This window comes from Limosilactobacillus sp. (assembly GCF_022651205.1).
GTDB lineage: Bacteria > Bacillota > Bacilli > Lactobacillales > Lactobacillaceae > Limosilactobacillus.
The window spans coordinates 1-14,812 of the sequence record NZ_JALCQI010000035.1; the positions used below are offsets into that span (position 1 = coordinate 1).

The following is a 14,812-nucleotide window of genomic DNA, read 5'->3' on the forward strand; positions in this document are numbered from 1 at the left end:
TCCAGTCAGAGATTCCCAGTTCCTTGGCGATATCAATTTGGGACTCATTGGTAGTTAGTTGTATCATCACCTGTTGTTTAATTGCTTGGCTGATGTGATGACGATATTTAATGTCCTTGACCTTAGCTAACTCCGTAATCGTTGATGGACAAGCTGATGAAGGTTAAAAGAATAATTTTTGTCATATACGTCGAGTATACAACTCTCCTGCGAATTTTCGATATTCTAACCGAATTAGCATAAATTCAATATTATTTTTGTTAACTCAATCCTTAGTACCAAACTGACCGATTCGTACATACCACAAACGCTACCATATCAAGGCTCACCTCTACTTCCACTACCCTAATCGACACGACCTGCCAAACTGGACATTCACCTACTCGACTATCGAAATAGGACATAGAACACTCGACCCGCCAGCTTCAAATAGAAAAAGTGTACTTTTTCCAATAGCTCAGAAGGGAAAAAGTACACTTTCAATCATCTATAAATGCCATTATAACGCGGTTTGTCGGCTATTTTTCTGTGCGTTCAAGGACAGTAACACTCTCAACATGCGTCGTCTGTGGGAACTGGTCCACTGGTTGAATCGGCTTCGTTACGTGATATCCTTGCTCGGCAAACCGTTGAATATCACGGACTAAGGTAGCTGGGTTACAGCTAACGTAAATCACCTTTTGCGGTGCCATCTTGCCAGTTGCTTCAATCAAGGACTCGGCAAGGCCTTTGCGTGGTGGATCAACGATCACGACATCTGGCTTTAAACCGTCCTCTTGCCATTTAGCAAATTGTTCTTCCGCTTTGCCAACGACAAACTTAGCATTTTTAATTCCGTTACGCTTGGCGTTGTGCCTGGCGTCGTCAATTGCTGCCGGGACAATTTCAACGCCATAAACTTGCTTCGCATGCTTGGCAGCGGCTAATGAGATGGTCCCAATTCCACAATAGGCATCAATAACTGTCTGGCTGCCATCTAAGCCGGCATTTTCAATGGCCGTTTGGTAAAGGCGCTCCGTCTGCTGTGGATTAACTTGGTAGAAGGACAATGGTGAAATGGCAAAATCAATGCCGAGCAATTGGTCATGAATTTCATCAGCGCCCCAGAGCGTCTTATTCTTGTCACCAAGGAGGCGGTTAGTTTTCTGATCGTTAATGTTCTGTACAATTGACTTTACCTCAGGCACATCAGCTACAATGCCGTCGACAATCTGTTCTGCCATTGGCAACCGCTTTGTATTGGTAACTAACACTACCATTACTTCATGACTGTAATAACCACGGCGTACCATCACTGTCCGGATAACACCCTTACCAGTTCGTTCATCATACGGCGTTACATGATATTTCCGTAATAAGTCACGAACCACAATAATTGCCTGGTCAATGGCTGGATCCTGAATATAGAAATCTTCAATTGGCACGAGAGTATGACTGCCCCGCTTGTAAAAGCCAGTCTCTAATTGACCACGAACCATTTTGACTGGTACCTGTGCCTTATTGCGGTAATGGTATGGCTTATCCATCCCCATCGTTGGCAAGACCTCAATTTGATCTAAGTGCGCTTTCGCCAGTAATTCAGCAATTTGATGCTGCTTAAATTTTAATTGCGCCTCATATTTTAAATGACCCAGTGGTGCGATCCCCGTTTGAATGTATTTCTTATCCTTAACATCAACCCGGTCAGGACTCTTCTTTTGCCATGCCATTACCCGGCCCCATGCAAAGTGACTGGCAACCTTAGTGATCCGAACAGTAATCTCTTCACCCGGTAAAGCATTAGGAACGAACACCGGGAAGTCATCAATCTTAACAACCCCATTACCCTCGTAAGTTAAATCAACTACTTTAGCAGGGTATTCTTCATTTTTATGTACTGGAATATTTCGTTTCAAGGTTATTCCTCCATTTATTTCAACGTGACAAACTTTCATTATTATAACAAAATAAACGGTCAACTTCCTCTTCCAGAAGCTGACCGTTCTATTTATTTCTTTTCGTGATCTTTATAATCATCAATACCATCAACGAAGTCTTTCTCAACCCGCTTAAAGTCATCAGAAACTGTAATGGCATCATCTGGAATTTCATCAAGGTTTGCGACAACCTCAATGTGCTGCTTCAAATCATGGAATTCCATTGGTGCATCACCACCGTATTCCCCATCAAGGTTAACCATTAACCGATCATTCTTGTTTAGGGGAACAACTTCAATATCAGCGGCTTTTGCATAGATGATTCGTGGATCATCCAAGTGTTTTCCTTGTAAGGCCTTCGCCATCAGACTCAACATATCAATCATGTTCGTCTTCTTAACGATAATCATCGTAAACTTACCGTCATCAAGTGAAGCGTCAGGAACAATCTGTTCAAAACCACCAACTGAATTTGTTAAGGCAATCATGAACATTGTGGCATCCCCACGATATTCCTTACCATCATACTTAATTTGCATCTTAATTGGCTTAATTCGTGGAATCAATTCCGCGCCCTTAGCAAAATAAGCCGCGTAGCCAAAAAGGGACTTCATCTGTGAAGGAACCTCATATGTCAATTCAGTCATCGTTCCCCCAGCGGCAATATTCATAAAGTAGTTCTCACCAGCTTTACCAATATCGATCTTGAACTTCTTGTTCTTTTTCAAAATTAGTTTAGCCGCGGCAATCGGATCATCACGAGGGATCCGCAATGCCCGCGCATAGTCGTTCGTTGTTCCAGCAGGGATAATTGCTAAGGTTGGTCGCTTCTCAAGTCCGGCAATCCCGTTAATCACTTCGTTGAGAGTTCCATCACCTCCAGCGGCAATGATGAGATCAAAGCCTTCCTTAGCTGCCCGTGTTGCTTCATTTTTAGCTGAGTTGGGTGCCGGGGTAGTCGCAAAAGCACTTGTTTCGTAGCCTGCCTTCTCGTAAATTGTTAGGATATCTACGAGATCGCTCCGAAATGTTTCACGACCAGATGTAGGATTATAAATTATCCGAGCACGTTTTCGCACGGTCATCCCTCCAAACTACTTTGCGTTCAATGACTTCATCAACAGCTTGGTAACAACTTGCGGATTAGCCTTTCCACGAGTTTGCTTCATTATCTGACCCATCAGGTAACCAACAGCCCGATCCTTACCGTTCTTAAAGTCTTCAATCGACTGCTCATTGTTAGCCAAAACATCATCAACGATTGGTTGCAATTGGGCAGGATCTGATAATTGAACTAAGCCATGTTCCTTAGCGTATGCGCTTGGTTCTTCACCATCAAGAATTCCCTTGAAGACCTTCTTGGCCATCTTGGAAGAAATCGTTCCGTCTTCAATTAACTTAACCATACCGGCTAAGTTAACTGGAGTTAACTTAGTATCAGGAAGATCAACCTGCTTGTCGTTCAAGTAGGAGTTCACATCGTTCATTAAGTAGTTGGCAACCCGCTTTGGATCGCCACCATCCTTAACGGCTTCTTCAAAGAAGTCAGACATTTCCTTTGTCTGAGTTAAGACCATGGCATCATAGTCGGTTAAGCCAAGATCCTTAACGTAGTGTGCACGCCGTTCACCAGGCATTTCTGGCATTTCTGATTCAATTTCGTCAATCCACTTTTGATCGACATTTAAATCTGGAATATCTGGTTCTGGGAAGTAACGATAATCGTCGGAACCTTCCTTAGTCCGCATTGAAATTGTTTCACCGGTTGCTTCGTCATAACGCCGTGTTTCCTGAGCAATATGGCCACCAGAAAGGAGAACGTTTTGGTGACGCTTTTGTTCAAATTCCAATGCCTTCCGAACATAATTGAAAGAGTTAATGTTCTTCATTTCAGTCTTGGTACCAAACTTATCGGAACCAACTGGACGGATTGAAATGTTGGTGTCGACACGCATGGAACCTTCTTCCATCTTCACGTCAGAAATTCCAGTAAACTGGATCCGTTGACGAAGAGCTTCCAAGTAGGCAACAGCTTCTTCAGGGGAAGCAATATCAGGCTTAGAAACAATTTCGATCAGTGGGGTTCCTTGACGGTTTAAGTCAACATATGAGTACTTGCTAGTGTGAGTGTTCTTACCGGCATCTTCCTCAATGTGCATTTCAGCGATCCCGATCTTTTTCTTCTTACCATCAACTTCAATTTCAATCCAACCATCATGAGCGATTGGTGTCTCTGATTGAGTAATCTGGTAAGCCTTTGGGTTATCTGGATAGAAGTAGTTCTTCCGGTCGAAGTGCATATGACGAGCAATCTGAGCATGAAGAGCTAAACCAGCCATGATCCCATCACGAACAACACCCTTATTTAGGGTTGGCAAAACACCTGGGTATCCCCAGTCGATCACGTTAGTATTTCTGTTAGGTTGGTCACCATATTCTACTGGTGATGGACTGTAAATTTTGGAATTCGTTTTCAATTCGACGTGGACTTCTAGCCCAATCGTAGTTTCAAAATTCATCTTAGTTTTGACCTCCTAACTTAGGTGCCTTCTTGTGGACATCAGTTGTTTGTTCAAAGACATAAGCGGTGTTGTAAATCGTTTGTTCATCGAATGGCTTCCCAATGATCTGTAACCCAACAGGCATTCCGTTCTTGGAAGAGAAGCCAGCTGGAACAGACATTGCTGGCAGACCAGCCATGTTAACTGGAACGGTCAAGACATCGTTCATGTACATGGTTTGTGGATCGTCAATTTCAGCACCAATCTTAAAGGCAGTTGAAGCACCAGTGGCACCTAAGATAACGTCATGATCCTTGAAAACATCATCAAAGTCTTGGGCAATTAAACGACGTACCTTAGCGGCCTTGTTAAAGTAAGCATCGTAGAACCCGGCAGAAAGGGAGAATGTTCCTAGCATAATCCGCCGCTTAACTTCTTCACCAAAGCCTTCAGTCCGTGAACGAACATAAACATCTTCAATGTTCTTAACATCCTTTGCACGGAAGCCATAGCGAATACCATCATACCGTTGAAGATTTGATGAGGCTTCGGATGATGCCAAAATGTAATAAGCTGGCACACCATACTTAGTGTGTGGCAATGATACTTCATCAACAATTGCACCCAATGATTCAAGGTGATCAAGGGCACTCTTGATTACCGCTTGGACGTCATCATTAATGCCCTCGAAGTATTCCTTAGGAACAGCGATCCGTAATCCCTTTACATTTGTATCATCATTCAATTGGGCAGCCCAGTTAGGAACTTCCTTCGTTGATGAAGTCATGTCATGTTCATCACTTCCACTGATCATTTGTGTCAACAATGCGTTATCCTTAACGGTTCGGGTTAACCAACCAACTTGGTCAAAGCTTGAACCAAAGGCAATGATTCCCCAACGAGATACTCGACCGTATGTTGGCTTCATTCCGACAATCCCGTTAAATGATGCTGGCATCCGGATAGAACCACCAGTATCAGTACCTAATGCACCTAAGACATCCCCAGCGGCAACTGCTGCGGCAGAACCACCTGAAGAACCACCAGGTACTCGGGTAAGATCCCATGGGTTATGGGTAGTGAAGAATGCGGAATTTTCAGTTGATGAACCCATTGCGAATTCATCAAGGTTTGTCTTCCCAACATTAATAAATCCATTATTATTTAATTTTTCAACAACCGTTGCATCATAAACAGGGTTGAAGTTCTCTAGCATCTTGGAGGCTGCAGTAGTCTTCAAACCCTTAGTTAGGATGTTATCTTTAACTGCCAACGGAATCCCAGCAGTAAGTTGGTCATCATTAATCCCCTGTTGATCAATTTCAGCAGCCTTTTTCATAGCCGCATCTTCATTTAAGGTAATGAAGGCCTTCACTTGTTCTTCATTTTCCTTAATGTGATCAAAGGTTTCCTTCGTTAATTCAGTTGCACTAATCTTCTTGTTCTTTAGATCAGCGTGTAACTGGCTTAAATCGGTTTGATAGAAATCCATTATTCGCCGTCCTCACTTTCATCGATGATTGCAGGAACTTTAATGTACCCATCATCAGTATCAGGAGCGTTATTAAGCAGTGCATCAGTCTCTTCTTTAGAACTTTTAACTGCCTTATCCTCACGCATAACGTTTTCCCGATCAGAAGCTGAAGTCATTGGTTCAACACCATCGGTATCAACATTAGTGAGGTCTTCAAACATATCAATAATGCTTCCTAGTTGAGTGGTAAACTTGGTAAGTTCTTCGTCTTTAAATTCCAACTTAGCAAGTTCAGCAACGTGTTCTACTTGTTGCTCAGTGATCTTACTGGCCATTCTCTCTACCTCTTTTCCAGTAATTATGGCTTAAATATAGTACATACATTTTATAATTTTAGCACAGAATGGGAATAGTTTTCACTATTCGCCCTTAAATATTCCAACGAAAAGAAAGTGCTTCGTAATGCTGAAGAATCTAATCTTCAAAGTACGAAACACTTTGATTTGTTATTTAGTTTGAAGTTGCTAGAAAGGTTTCTTGGCAACATAGCCTAAATCGGCTTATCAGAGACTTGCTAGAGCTAGCAAACTCCTTCCTAGGCGCAAGTCGCCTTCGTCAGGAGAAATTGCTAGCTTTCCGCAAGTCTTTTGCTGATAAGCACTCTATTCCTTAATACGAATCAAATACATGGCTTTGGAATTTATCGGAGCCGGAATTACGGTAGACGACGGCCTGCATTTCGGAACTGGATTGGATCTTAATGTCAATCGGAATTCCGCTAGGCAGGTACTTTCTTGCGGCCCTGGTAATGTATTGAGTGAAACTGGTGATTTCAGTTTGACTATAAAATTGTGTTGTAATGGTAATGTGCATTCCAGTTAATGAACTACCATTGTATTGCGCTTGGGCGGTTACACCACTCAGGTTCGGGAAGAAGCTTTGAACTTGGCTCTTAAAGTTTGAGAAGCTATCATTATCGGTTTGATCAGACTTAGTTTCTTGGTCGGTCCCGTTAGCCTTTGGCAATACAGCGGTCCGATAATTAAGCTTCCGCCAACTACTAATCTTATTTCCGTTGTTCTTGCTATAAGCAAAGAAACTTCCACCAACCAAGCTGTCGTCTGGTGCCTGCTTATACAATGCAATAACAATTGGAACATTCCGTAATTCTTTTTTCTTACGTAGCCGGGTTAGAACCTTTTGTGCGGCAATTTCACCCTGTCGTTTAACCTCGGCATCGCTGATCTTCTTAGTAAAGTTCGGTCCGTCAGTCTTCTTTTGGTAATTATATTCAGAATTAATTCCAATCCCGATCGTTACACCATGAAGCTTCATTGAATTACCGCTTTCCTGCATGTAATCCTGTTCTTCAATTTGTTGAATGTATTCTGGATTTGGATTGCTCTTCTTTCCTTGAGCAGGATTAAGGCCTTCTGGGTTACTCTTACTCTTTCGGCCTAACCAATCTTCAACCGTACTGGTATCAAGATACTGTCCCTCTTGGAAAATATAATTTTTCGTTGAGAAGACACGCTTTGATACTTGGGTCAAACCACTTTCAAAACTCTTAAGATTGTACGGATTACTGTTTTGACTAACATTCACCCCTCGAGCTTTACTCGTCTTATAGTGGCCGTTCTTAATTACCCCTTGATACGTTCCACTTAAAGAACCAGTGGTACTATAATTTTTCGATGATTTATGACCAAAACCACATGAAGCCAAAACTAGCGTTGACATCAAGAGGGCAACCCCAACGGTTACTTTTTTTAGTTTACTCTTCAACGTTTATTGTTCCTCCTTCATTGCTTGACTAAAGCGTTGCTCATCCCAAACATCAATGCCTAATTCTTGAGCTTTGGTAAGTTTGCTTCCCGCTTTTTCACCAGCAATGACAATATCTGTCTTCTTCGAAACACTACCTGTTACTTTAGCCCCATGTGCTTCCAACCAGTTCTTAGCCTCACCACGAGTCATTTCTACTAATTTTCCAGTTAAAACGACCCGCTTATCGTTCCATTCACTCGATTCATCAACCGAAATCGTTGAACCAAGATATTCAAAGTTAAGGCCAGATTGACGAAGCTCTTCAATTAGTGACCGAACTTGTTCATTAGCAAAGTAAGTTTCAACACTTTCACCGATTGTTGGGCCAATCCCGTCAACTGAAGAAACCTCATCTGCACTAGCATCCATCAGTCGATCTAAATTACCAAATTGGCTCATAATTAGGCGTGCTGCCTTCGCACCAACATGACGGATTCCAAGGCCAAATAAAAGACGTTCGACAGAATTATTACGACTATTATTGATCGATGTCAATAGGTTTGTCGCTGATTTTTCACCAAATTTATCTAAAGTTAATAATTGATCTTCAGTTAACGCATAAAGTCCAGCAACATCGTGGATTAACTTTTTCTCCCATAATTGTTCAATAATCTTTGGACCAAGGCCACCGATATCCATCGCGTTTCGTGAAGCAAAGTGGGCTAAACCTTCTTTAATTTGTGCTGGACACATTGGGTTAATGCAACGCAAGGCTACTTCATCATCAAGGTGAACCAACTTCGAACCGCATGCTGGACATTCAGTCGGAATTTGGTATGGCTTGCTATCAGCGGGTCGCTTACCTAAATCCACTTTAGAAATTTCCGGAATAATATCTCCGGCCTTATGAAGGTAAACGGTATCTCCTAACCGAACATCTTTTTCTTTTAGGTAATCGGGATTATGAAGTGAAGCCCGACTAACAGTCGTTCCAGCTAATTGAACTGGATCCATCACAGCTGTTGGCGTCACATTTCCTGTTCTTCCAACCGTCCACTCAATATCACGGACAATTGTTGCTTGCTCTTCTGGTGGGAATTTATAAGCAATTTCCCATCGCGGAACTTTAACGGTATTACCAAGTGCTTCCTCTGTCTCAAGATCATTAACCTTTTCAACGATTCCATCAATTCCGTAAGACAATTGGTCCCGTTTAGCCGTATATTCGTTAATATAATCCTCTATTTCTTTACGATTATGAACAACCCGGTTATTCGGGTTAACCTTAAAACCAAGTTCACGCATCTTATCCAATGCTTCTGCTTGCGTGGTAACACCAATCTTCTGGTACTCCGGAACATAATACATAAAGGTATCTAAGTCACGTTTTGCGGTAACCTTAGGATCTAACTGTCGTAAGCTACCTGCCGCTGCATTCCGCGGATTAGCAAAGACTGGCTGTCCATCGGCTTCTCGTTGCGCATTCAACCGGGCAAATGACTCTTTAGGCATATAACACTCGCCACGAATTTCAACAGAAAGTGGTTCGGGTAATTTCTGAGGAACCGACTTAATTGTCTTAACATTTTCCGTAACATCCTCACCGATATTCCCGTTTCCTCGAGTAGAGCCCTGAACTAGCTTTCCATTCTCATAAACGAGTGATAGTGAAAGACCATCAATCTTCAATTCAAGGTTATATTCGGGTTCAACATCAACATCACGGTTTTCTTGTTGGCGTTGGTTAAAGTCCATCAATTCATCAATCGAAAAGACATCCCCCATTGACAACATCGGAATTTCATGACGAACCTTTGTCAGCTGACTTTCCGCCTCACCACCGACCCGTTGCGTTGGCGAATCTGGCGTTTGTAGTTCGGGAAAACGCTGCTCAATTTGTACTAATCTCTGATATTGCCGATCATATACGTAATCCTCAACTGTTGGATTATCTTGTTCGTAATATTCCTTTCCCCATTGAGCAATCTGTTCACGTAACGGACCAATCTCATTTTTTGCTTGATCCAACGTTAATTGTTCAACCGGGATTACTTGATTATCCATTTTATTGGCCTCACTTTAACTAGTCGGTAACCTTCTTAATCGGTGCAAAACTTGCCAAGAGTCGCTTAACTCCTTGTTGTGGAAAGGCAATATCAAGTTCCTTATCATTGCCACTACCACTAACCTTAACGACAGTTCCTTCTCCCCACTTCTTATGAGTAACCTTATCACCAGTCTTCCACGAAACTTGGTCAGCACCTGTTCCAGTATTAGTTACGGGCTTTACTCGTTTACCGGCACTACGATACTGCCGACGCTGCTTCTGCTCACGATAAGTGCTTGCAGTTGCTGCTTCACCGCCAAATGGTAATTTTTGACCACCAAGGGTATTTGCATTACTCTGGTCATTTTCAAATTCAAGTAGATCAGGATTGATTTCTTCAACAAACCGTGATGGTTGATTCCGCTGAATTCGACCATAAAGTAACCGTGAAAATGCATTGGTTAAATATAATTTTTTCTTTGCTCGGGTAATCCCAACATATGCTAACCGCCGTTCTTCCTCCAGCTCATCGTCTTCCATAATTGCTCGTGAAAGTGGGAAGATTCCCTCTTCCATCCCCACAAGGAAGACCACTGGGAATTCAAGACCCTTAGCTGCATGTAGCGTCATCAATGTTACCGCGGGAGCTTGCTCATCAACATCATCTTGATCAGAAACAAGGGCTAAGTCAGCAAGGAAGTTAGTCATTTTTTGAATGTTATCTCCCTCATCATCCTTGTGTCGCTCATCGTATTCTTGGGTAACCGACTTAAATTCATCCAGATTTTCACGACGAGCTTGAGCTTCAAGACTCTTATCCTGCTCAAGTGCCTTATTGTAGCCACTTTTATCTAAAATTTCTTCAGTCAAATCCGTCAGGTTCAAGAAATCTGCTTGTTTTCTTAAATTCCGCATTAGCTGACCGAACTCATCAATTTTTGCTCGGGTCCGAGTGGAAATATTATTAGCGATGTCAACGTTTTCTGCTGCTTCAAGAAGCGACCAGTTATTATCATTAGCGAAATCACGAAGGTGTTCAACGCTGGTCATCCCGATTCCACGCTTTGGCGTATTCACAACCCGCTCAAAACTCATCGAATCTTGTGGATTAACGATTAATGTCAGGTAGGCTAAGATATCCCGAATTTCTTTTCGGTCATAAAATTTATGTCCGCCAACCATTGTGTACGGGACACTACTCTTTAAGAAGGTTTCTTCAATCATCCGTGATTGGGCGTTAGTTCGGTAAAGAATTGCAAAGTCGTTGTACTTATAGTTATTCTTTTGCCGCTCTTCTTTGATTTTTGAAACGATAAATTGGGCTTCATCATGCTCATTTTGAGCCCGGTAATATGAAATCTTGTCACCCTGACCATTTTCAGTCCAGAGCTTTTTCTTCTTCCGGTAAATGTTATTATCAATTACTCCGTTAGCCGCATCTAAGATCGTCTGGGTTGAACGATAATTCTGCTCTAACATCACCGTATGTGCTTGTGGGTAATCATGCTCAAAGTTTAAAATATTATTCATGTTTGCGCCACGCCAACCATAAATACTCTGATCAGCATCACCAACAACACAAAGATTCTTGTATCCCTGAGCTAGCATATTAACTAGCTTATATTGAGCATCATTTGTATCCTGATACTCATCAACGTGAATGTAATGGAACTTATCCTGATAAAACTCAAGCGTTTCCTGATCCTTTTCAAATAGCTCAATTGTCTTCATGATCAGGTCATCAAAATCCAACGATTGGTTAGCTTCTAGTTCACGCTGATAGATTTTATATGCTCGAGCAACCATATTCTCAAACATGCTATTAGCTTCTTTGGAATAGTCATCAGGGGTCTGCAATGCATTCTTAGCATTAGAAATTGCACTTAAAATGCTCCGGGGATCAAACTTTTTGGTATCAATGTTTAATTCAGCACAAATCCGCTTCATTAATGTCCGCTGTTCGCTCGTATCCGCAATCGTAAATGCACGATTATAGCCCAGCTTTTCAATGTCACGCCGTAAGATTCGAACACAAAGGGCGTGAAATGTGGATACCCAAATATCACGGGCACTTTCACCTAAAAGCTTACCAACACGTTCTTGCATTTCGCGAGCGGCTTTATTCGTGAAGGTAATCGCTAAAATATTCCAGGGGAGTACACCCTTTTCTTCAATCAGGTATGCAATCCGATGGGTTAACACCCGGGTCTTACCAGAACCGGCTCCAGCCATTACCAGAAGTGGTCCTTCTGTTGTCAGAACTGCTTCAGTTTGCTTATCATTCATGCCGTCTAAAAGTGCTTGACTATTCACGCCTTGTTTCATCCTCTCTAAAATTCAATCGGGTCATATTATACCAAATTTTCGTTCTGTTTTGTTCCTTTAACGAACATATGTTGCAAAAGAAAAATAAAAACTGAGCTAAAGACTTTCTATTGAGCAGTCTTAACTCAGTTTAATTTTTTATTCTTCTTGTTCCTTTTTTGTCTGAGAAGCATCATCTTCACTCGGCGTTGGTTTATTCCAAACTTCCGTATCATCAACTTGATTGCGAAGTGCTTCCAAGTCAGCATCCCCAGTAACCCAAACAAAACCTAGAATTCCTGATGGATCCTTAGTATCCGCATTGTTAAAGAAGCGGAATTTCCAATTATTCTTTAAGAGCCATTGCCGTTGAATAGCGGTAGCCTGATAGTTACGAATGACCATTAACAATGCTGTTTGAAGCGGGAGAATAACATGCAGTGGCATCCCTACACTTGCACGCAACTGCTGCTCATACTGATCAACGTTGGTCATATTATCATAAACGTTAGCAATCGACGTCAAACCTAATTCAATATTCTTTACATAAAGCGTACCAGTTGAGGTAACGTAAAAGTTTACAGAGAAAACCCCATTATATTGAAGCGAATCCGCAACGCTCTTGATAATTCTGTGCATTTCCTGAAGCATATCATCAGAGACTTCTGCAGGAGCAGCTACTGAAATTAACCGTCGATCATTACTATATTCCAGCTGAGCCAACGGGAAGATCCCAATGTCACCATGTTCACAAGCGGCGGTCAGGGTATATTCAGCCGTGTGATCAATCCATGACTCCAATAAATATGTCCCGGTATCAATGAAATCCGCTGCTCGAGTAATGTCAGATTGTCGTTTAATCATCATCGACTGCTCACCAATTCCTCGCTGAATCGGCTTTAATAAGGCAGGGTACCCAATTGAATCAATTGATTGATAAACGTCATCCAAACCAATTACCGTCACATATGGAGCAATATTAATGTTAATTTGGTCTAAAAATGCCCGTTCCATCAAACGGTCCTGAACAATTTCCAATCCATTAATTCCTTGAGGGAGCGTCGCATATTGGCCAAGAAATCGAATAATCGTCGAATCAATATTAGGTGTTTGGTAGATGATTGCGTCACACGCCTCACCAAACTCAATTAGTTTTTCCTTATCGTTGTAAGCACCATCAATTGTAAAATCCGCCATCTTAGTAACATCTGGTTGGGAATGGTCAACATAAACGCCAACATTAAAGCCAGCTTTTTTGGCAGCGGCAATCATCGCTACTCCATTCCGGTTAATTCCGATAATCCCTAAAGTGCTGCCGGGAAAAATTGTATTACTCATTTAATTCCCCTCTCCACATCATAACTAGTCTTCCATAAAGGTTACTTTGCCATCTGCTAATGATTTTATCCGTGCCAATGATTCAACTCGAATGCCGCGATCCTTTAATTCTTGAGCACCTGGTTGGAAACTCTTTTCAATCACAATTCCGGCACCAGCAACATCGACTCCAGCCTGATCAGCAATTTCTAGCATTCCTTCAACAGCTTGACCATTAGCCAAAAAGTCATCAATCATTAGAATCTTGTCATGAGGGTCAACATACTTTTTGGAAATTGAAATTCGATTAGTTGTCTTCTTGGTATATGAATATACATCAGCTGTATACATATTCTGGTTCAAAGTTAAACTCTTGTGCTTTCGTGCAAAAATTACTGGAACCTTTAATGCTAATCCAGTTATTACCGCTGGAGCAATCCCTGAAGATTCAACCGTCCAAATCTTCGTAACACCCTCATTTGCGAATAACTTAGCAAATTCTTGCCCTACTTTAAGCATTAACTCTGGATCAACTTGGTGGTTAAGAAATGCATCAACCTTCAAAACATTGCCGGGAAGAACTGTACCGTATTGTTCAATTTTTTCTTGTAATTCTCTCATAATATAACCCTCTCTTGATTACTTATCATAATTATATAACTTATACGTTTGAATGACCGAAATAAGCTTTTTAGCATAATCCGGATCGGTTGCATACCCTGATTGTTGCAACCCCTTTGCAGCTTCTTCATAATTACTTGCCTTAACAACACGATCATAATTTTGTCGATTTAAATCAGTTCCCTGGAGCATTAACCGAGTGTGGTCCTTAATTGAATCATCCCAATTATCATAAACACGAAAGCGATCTTTAATTACGATCCACTTACCACCTGTATATTCCTTAGTCGTCATTACCTTTGAATTAGCACCAGTTCCCTTAATTCCAAAAAGATTATGGTACTGGGTTGCTAATTTGCTAGTTCCCCAATTAGATTCGAGGATCGCCTGAGCAATCGTGATTGAAGCATACACATGATAAGCATTCTGCATTGCCTGAGCTTCAGGTGCCACCTGCTTAATAAATAATTCCTTAGCTTCTCGATCCCGTTTTAAGGCAGCTTGCTCAATTCGTTGCTGATTCCAGATTCGATAAAAATGATGGCCAACATAAACTCCCAAGAACAATATAATGATGACTAACAGCCATACAAAAAAATTCTTTTGAAATTTTTTCCTTCTCGTTTTTCTCCGGCGCCGTTTTGCCAAAGCAATGCCCCCTTATCTACTACTAACTATTGATTGTAGCAAAATAAATTGTGCTTGGGATAATATTTTTGTGTTTTTTTATTTAAAAATACTAAAACTTGAAAGTACTCAAAAGGACCAGAGCTCATACCAGCTCTGGCTTTTCTTCTCCCAAATTAGTCTTAAACGGTCTCTCTAAGAATACTTTGAATATTTTGCGGTAAGTAAGCCATGAATT

11 protein-coding genes and 1 pseudogene are annotated in these 14,812 nt (G+C 41.5%); all 12 read right to left on the reverse strand.

Annotation, left to right across the window (positions count from 1 at the left end; translation table 11 throughout):
- A pseudogene (locus tag LKJ51_RS07185) lies at nucleotides 1-163 on the reverse strand (ISL3 family transposase); the annotation flags it as partial.
- A 355-nt stretch (nucleotides 164-518) separates the two neighbouring features.
- The gene (gene rlmD / locus LKJ51_RS06710; protein ID WP_291978699.1) at nucleotides 519-1,895 is read right to left on the reverse strand and encodes a 23S rRNA (uracil(1939)-C(5))-methyltransferase RlmD; all 1,377 of its coding nucleotides are present in this window, start codon (nucleotides 1,893-1,895) and stop codon (nucleotides 519-521) included.
- Between the two features lie 92 nt (nucleotides 1,896-1,987).
- A complete protein-coding gene (locus LKJ51_RS06715) occupies nucleotides 1,988-3,001 on the reverse strand; it encodes a diacylglycerol kinase (protein ID WP_291978700.1) in 1,014 nt (337 codons plus the stop codon).
- A 9-nt stretch (nucleotides 3,002-3,010) separates the two neighbouring features.
- Complete coding sequence (gene gatB, locus LKJ51_RS06720; RefSeq protein ID WP_291980205.1) at nucleotides 3,011-4,435, reverse strand: Asp-tRNA(Asn)/Glu-tRNA(Gln) amidotransferase subunit GatB; 1,425 nt, start codon at nucleotides 4,433-4,435, stop codon at nucleotides 3,011-3,013.
- 1 nt (nucleotide 4,436) lies between these two features.
- Nucleotides 4,437-5,909: an Asp-tRNA(Asn)/Glu-tRNA(Gln) amidotransferase subunit GatA gene (gene gatA, locus LKJ51_RS06725; protein WP_291978702.1), complete on the reverse strand. Its 1,473-nt coding sequence runs from the start codon at nucleotides 5,907-5,909 to the stop codon at nucleotides 4,437-4,439.
- Complete coding sequence (gene gatC / locus LKJ51_RS06730; protein ID WP_191683808.1) at nucleotides 5,909-6,226, reverse strand: Asp-tRNA(Asn)/Glu-tRNA(Gln) amidotransferase subunit GatC; 318 nt, start codon at nucleotides 6,224-6,226, stop codon at nucleotides 5,909-5,911. Before gatC ends, gatA begins: the two co-directional genes overlap by 1 nt.
- 334 nt (nucleotides 6,227-6,560) lie before the next feature.
- Complete coding sequence (locus LKJ51_RS06735; protein WP_291978703.1) at nucleotides 6,561-7,676, reverse strand: CamS family sex pheromone protein; 1,116 nt, start codon at nucleotides 7,674-7,676, stop codon at nucleotides 6,561-6,563.
- 3 nt (nucleotides 7,677-7,679) lie between these two features.
- Nucleotides 7,680-9,722: an NAD-dependent DNA ligase LigA gene (gene ligA, locus LKJ51_RS06740; protein WP_291978705.1), complete on the reverse strand. Its 2,043-nt coding sequence runs from the start codon at nucleotides 9,720-9,722 to the stop codon at nucleotides 7,680-7,682.
- Between the two features lie 19 nt (nucleotides 9,723-9,741).
- On the reverse strand, nucleotides 9,742-12,030 hold the full coding sequence (gene pcrA, locus LKJ51_RS06745; RefSeq protein WP_291978706.1) for a DNA helicase PcrA: 2,289 nt from the start codon (nucleotides 12,028-12,030) through the stop codon (nucleotides 9,742-9,744).
- A gap of 138 nt (nucleotides 12,031-12,168) precedes the next feature.
- Complete coding sequence (locus LKJ51_RS06750) at nucleotides 12,169-13,347, reverse strand: ATP-grasp domain-containing protein (RefSeq protein ID WP_291978707.1); 1,179 nt, start codon at nucleotides 13,345-13,347, stop codon at nucleotides 12,169-12,171.
- Between the two features lie 24 nt (nucleotides 13,348-13,371).
- Nucleotides 13,372-13,947, reverse strand: coding sequence for a xanthine phosphoribosyltransferase (locus tag LKJ51_RS06755; protein WP_291978708.1), 576 nt, complete (start codon nucleotides 13,945-13,947; stop codon nucleotides 13,372-13,374).
- An 18-nt stretch (nucleotides 13,948-13,965) separates the two neighbouring features.
- The gene (locus tag LKJ51_RS06760) at nucleotides 13,966-14,595 is read right to left on the reverse strand and encodes a glycoside hydrolase family 73 protein (RefSeq protein ID WP_291978709.1); all 630 of its coding nucleotides are present in this window, start codon (nucleotides 14,593-14,595) and stop codon (nucleotides 13,966-13,968) included.
- Nucleotides 14,596-14,812: the final 217 nt, after the last annotated feature.

Coding starts and splice junctions, on each gene's coding strand:
- ligA (WP_291978705.1), bottom strand. CDS start 9,722: ATGGATAATCAAGTAATCCCGGTTGAACAATTAACGTTGGATCAAGCA.
- gatC (WP_191683808.1), bottom strand. CDS start 6,226: ATGGCCAGTAAGATCACTGAGCAACAAGTAGAACACGTTGCTGAACTT.
- gatA (WP_291978702.1), bottom strand. CDS start 5,909: ATGGATTTCTATCAAACCGATTTAAGCCAGTTACACGCTGATCTAAAG.
- LKJ51_RS06755 (WP_291978708.1), bottom strand. CDS start 13,947: ATGAGAGAATTACAAGAAAAAATTGAACAATACGGTACAGTTCTTCCC.
- LKJ51_RS06715 (WP_291978700.1), bottom strand. CDS start 3,001: ATGACCGTGCGAAAACGTGCTCGGATAATTTATAATCCTACATCTGGT.
- pcrA (WP_291978706.1), bottom strand. CDS start 12,030: ATGAAACAAGGCGTGAATAGTCAAGCACTTTTAGACGGCATGAATGAT.
- LKJ51_RS06750 (WP_291978707.1), bottom strand. CDS start 13,347: ATGAGTAATACAATTTTTCCCGGCAGCACTTTAGGGATTATCGGAATT.
- gatB (WP_291980205.1), bottom strand. CDS start 4,435: ATGAATTTTGAAACTACGATTGGGCTAGAAGTCCACGTCGAATTGAAA.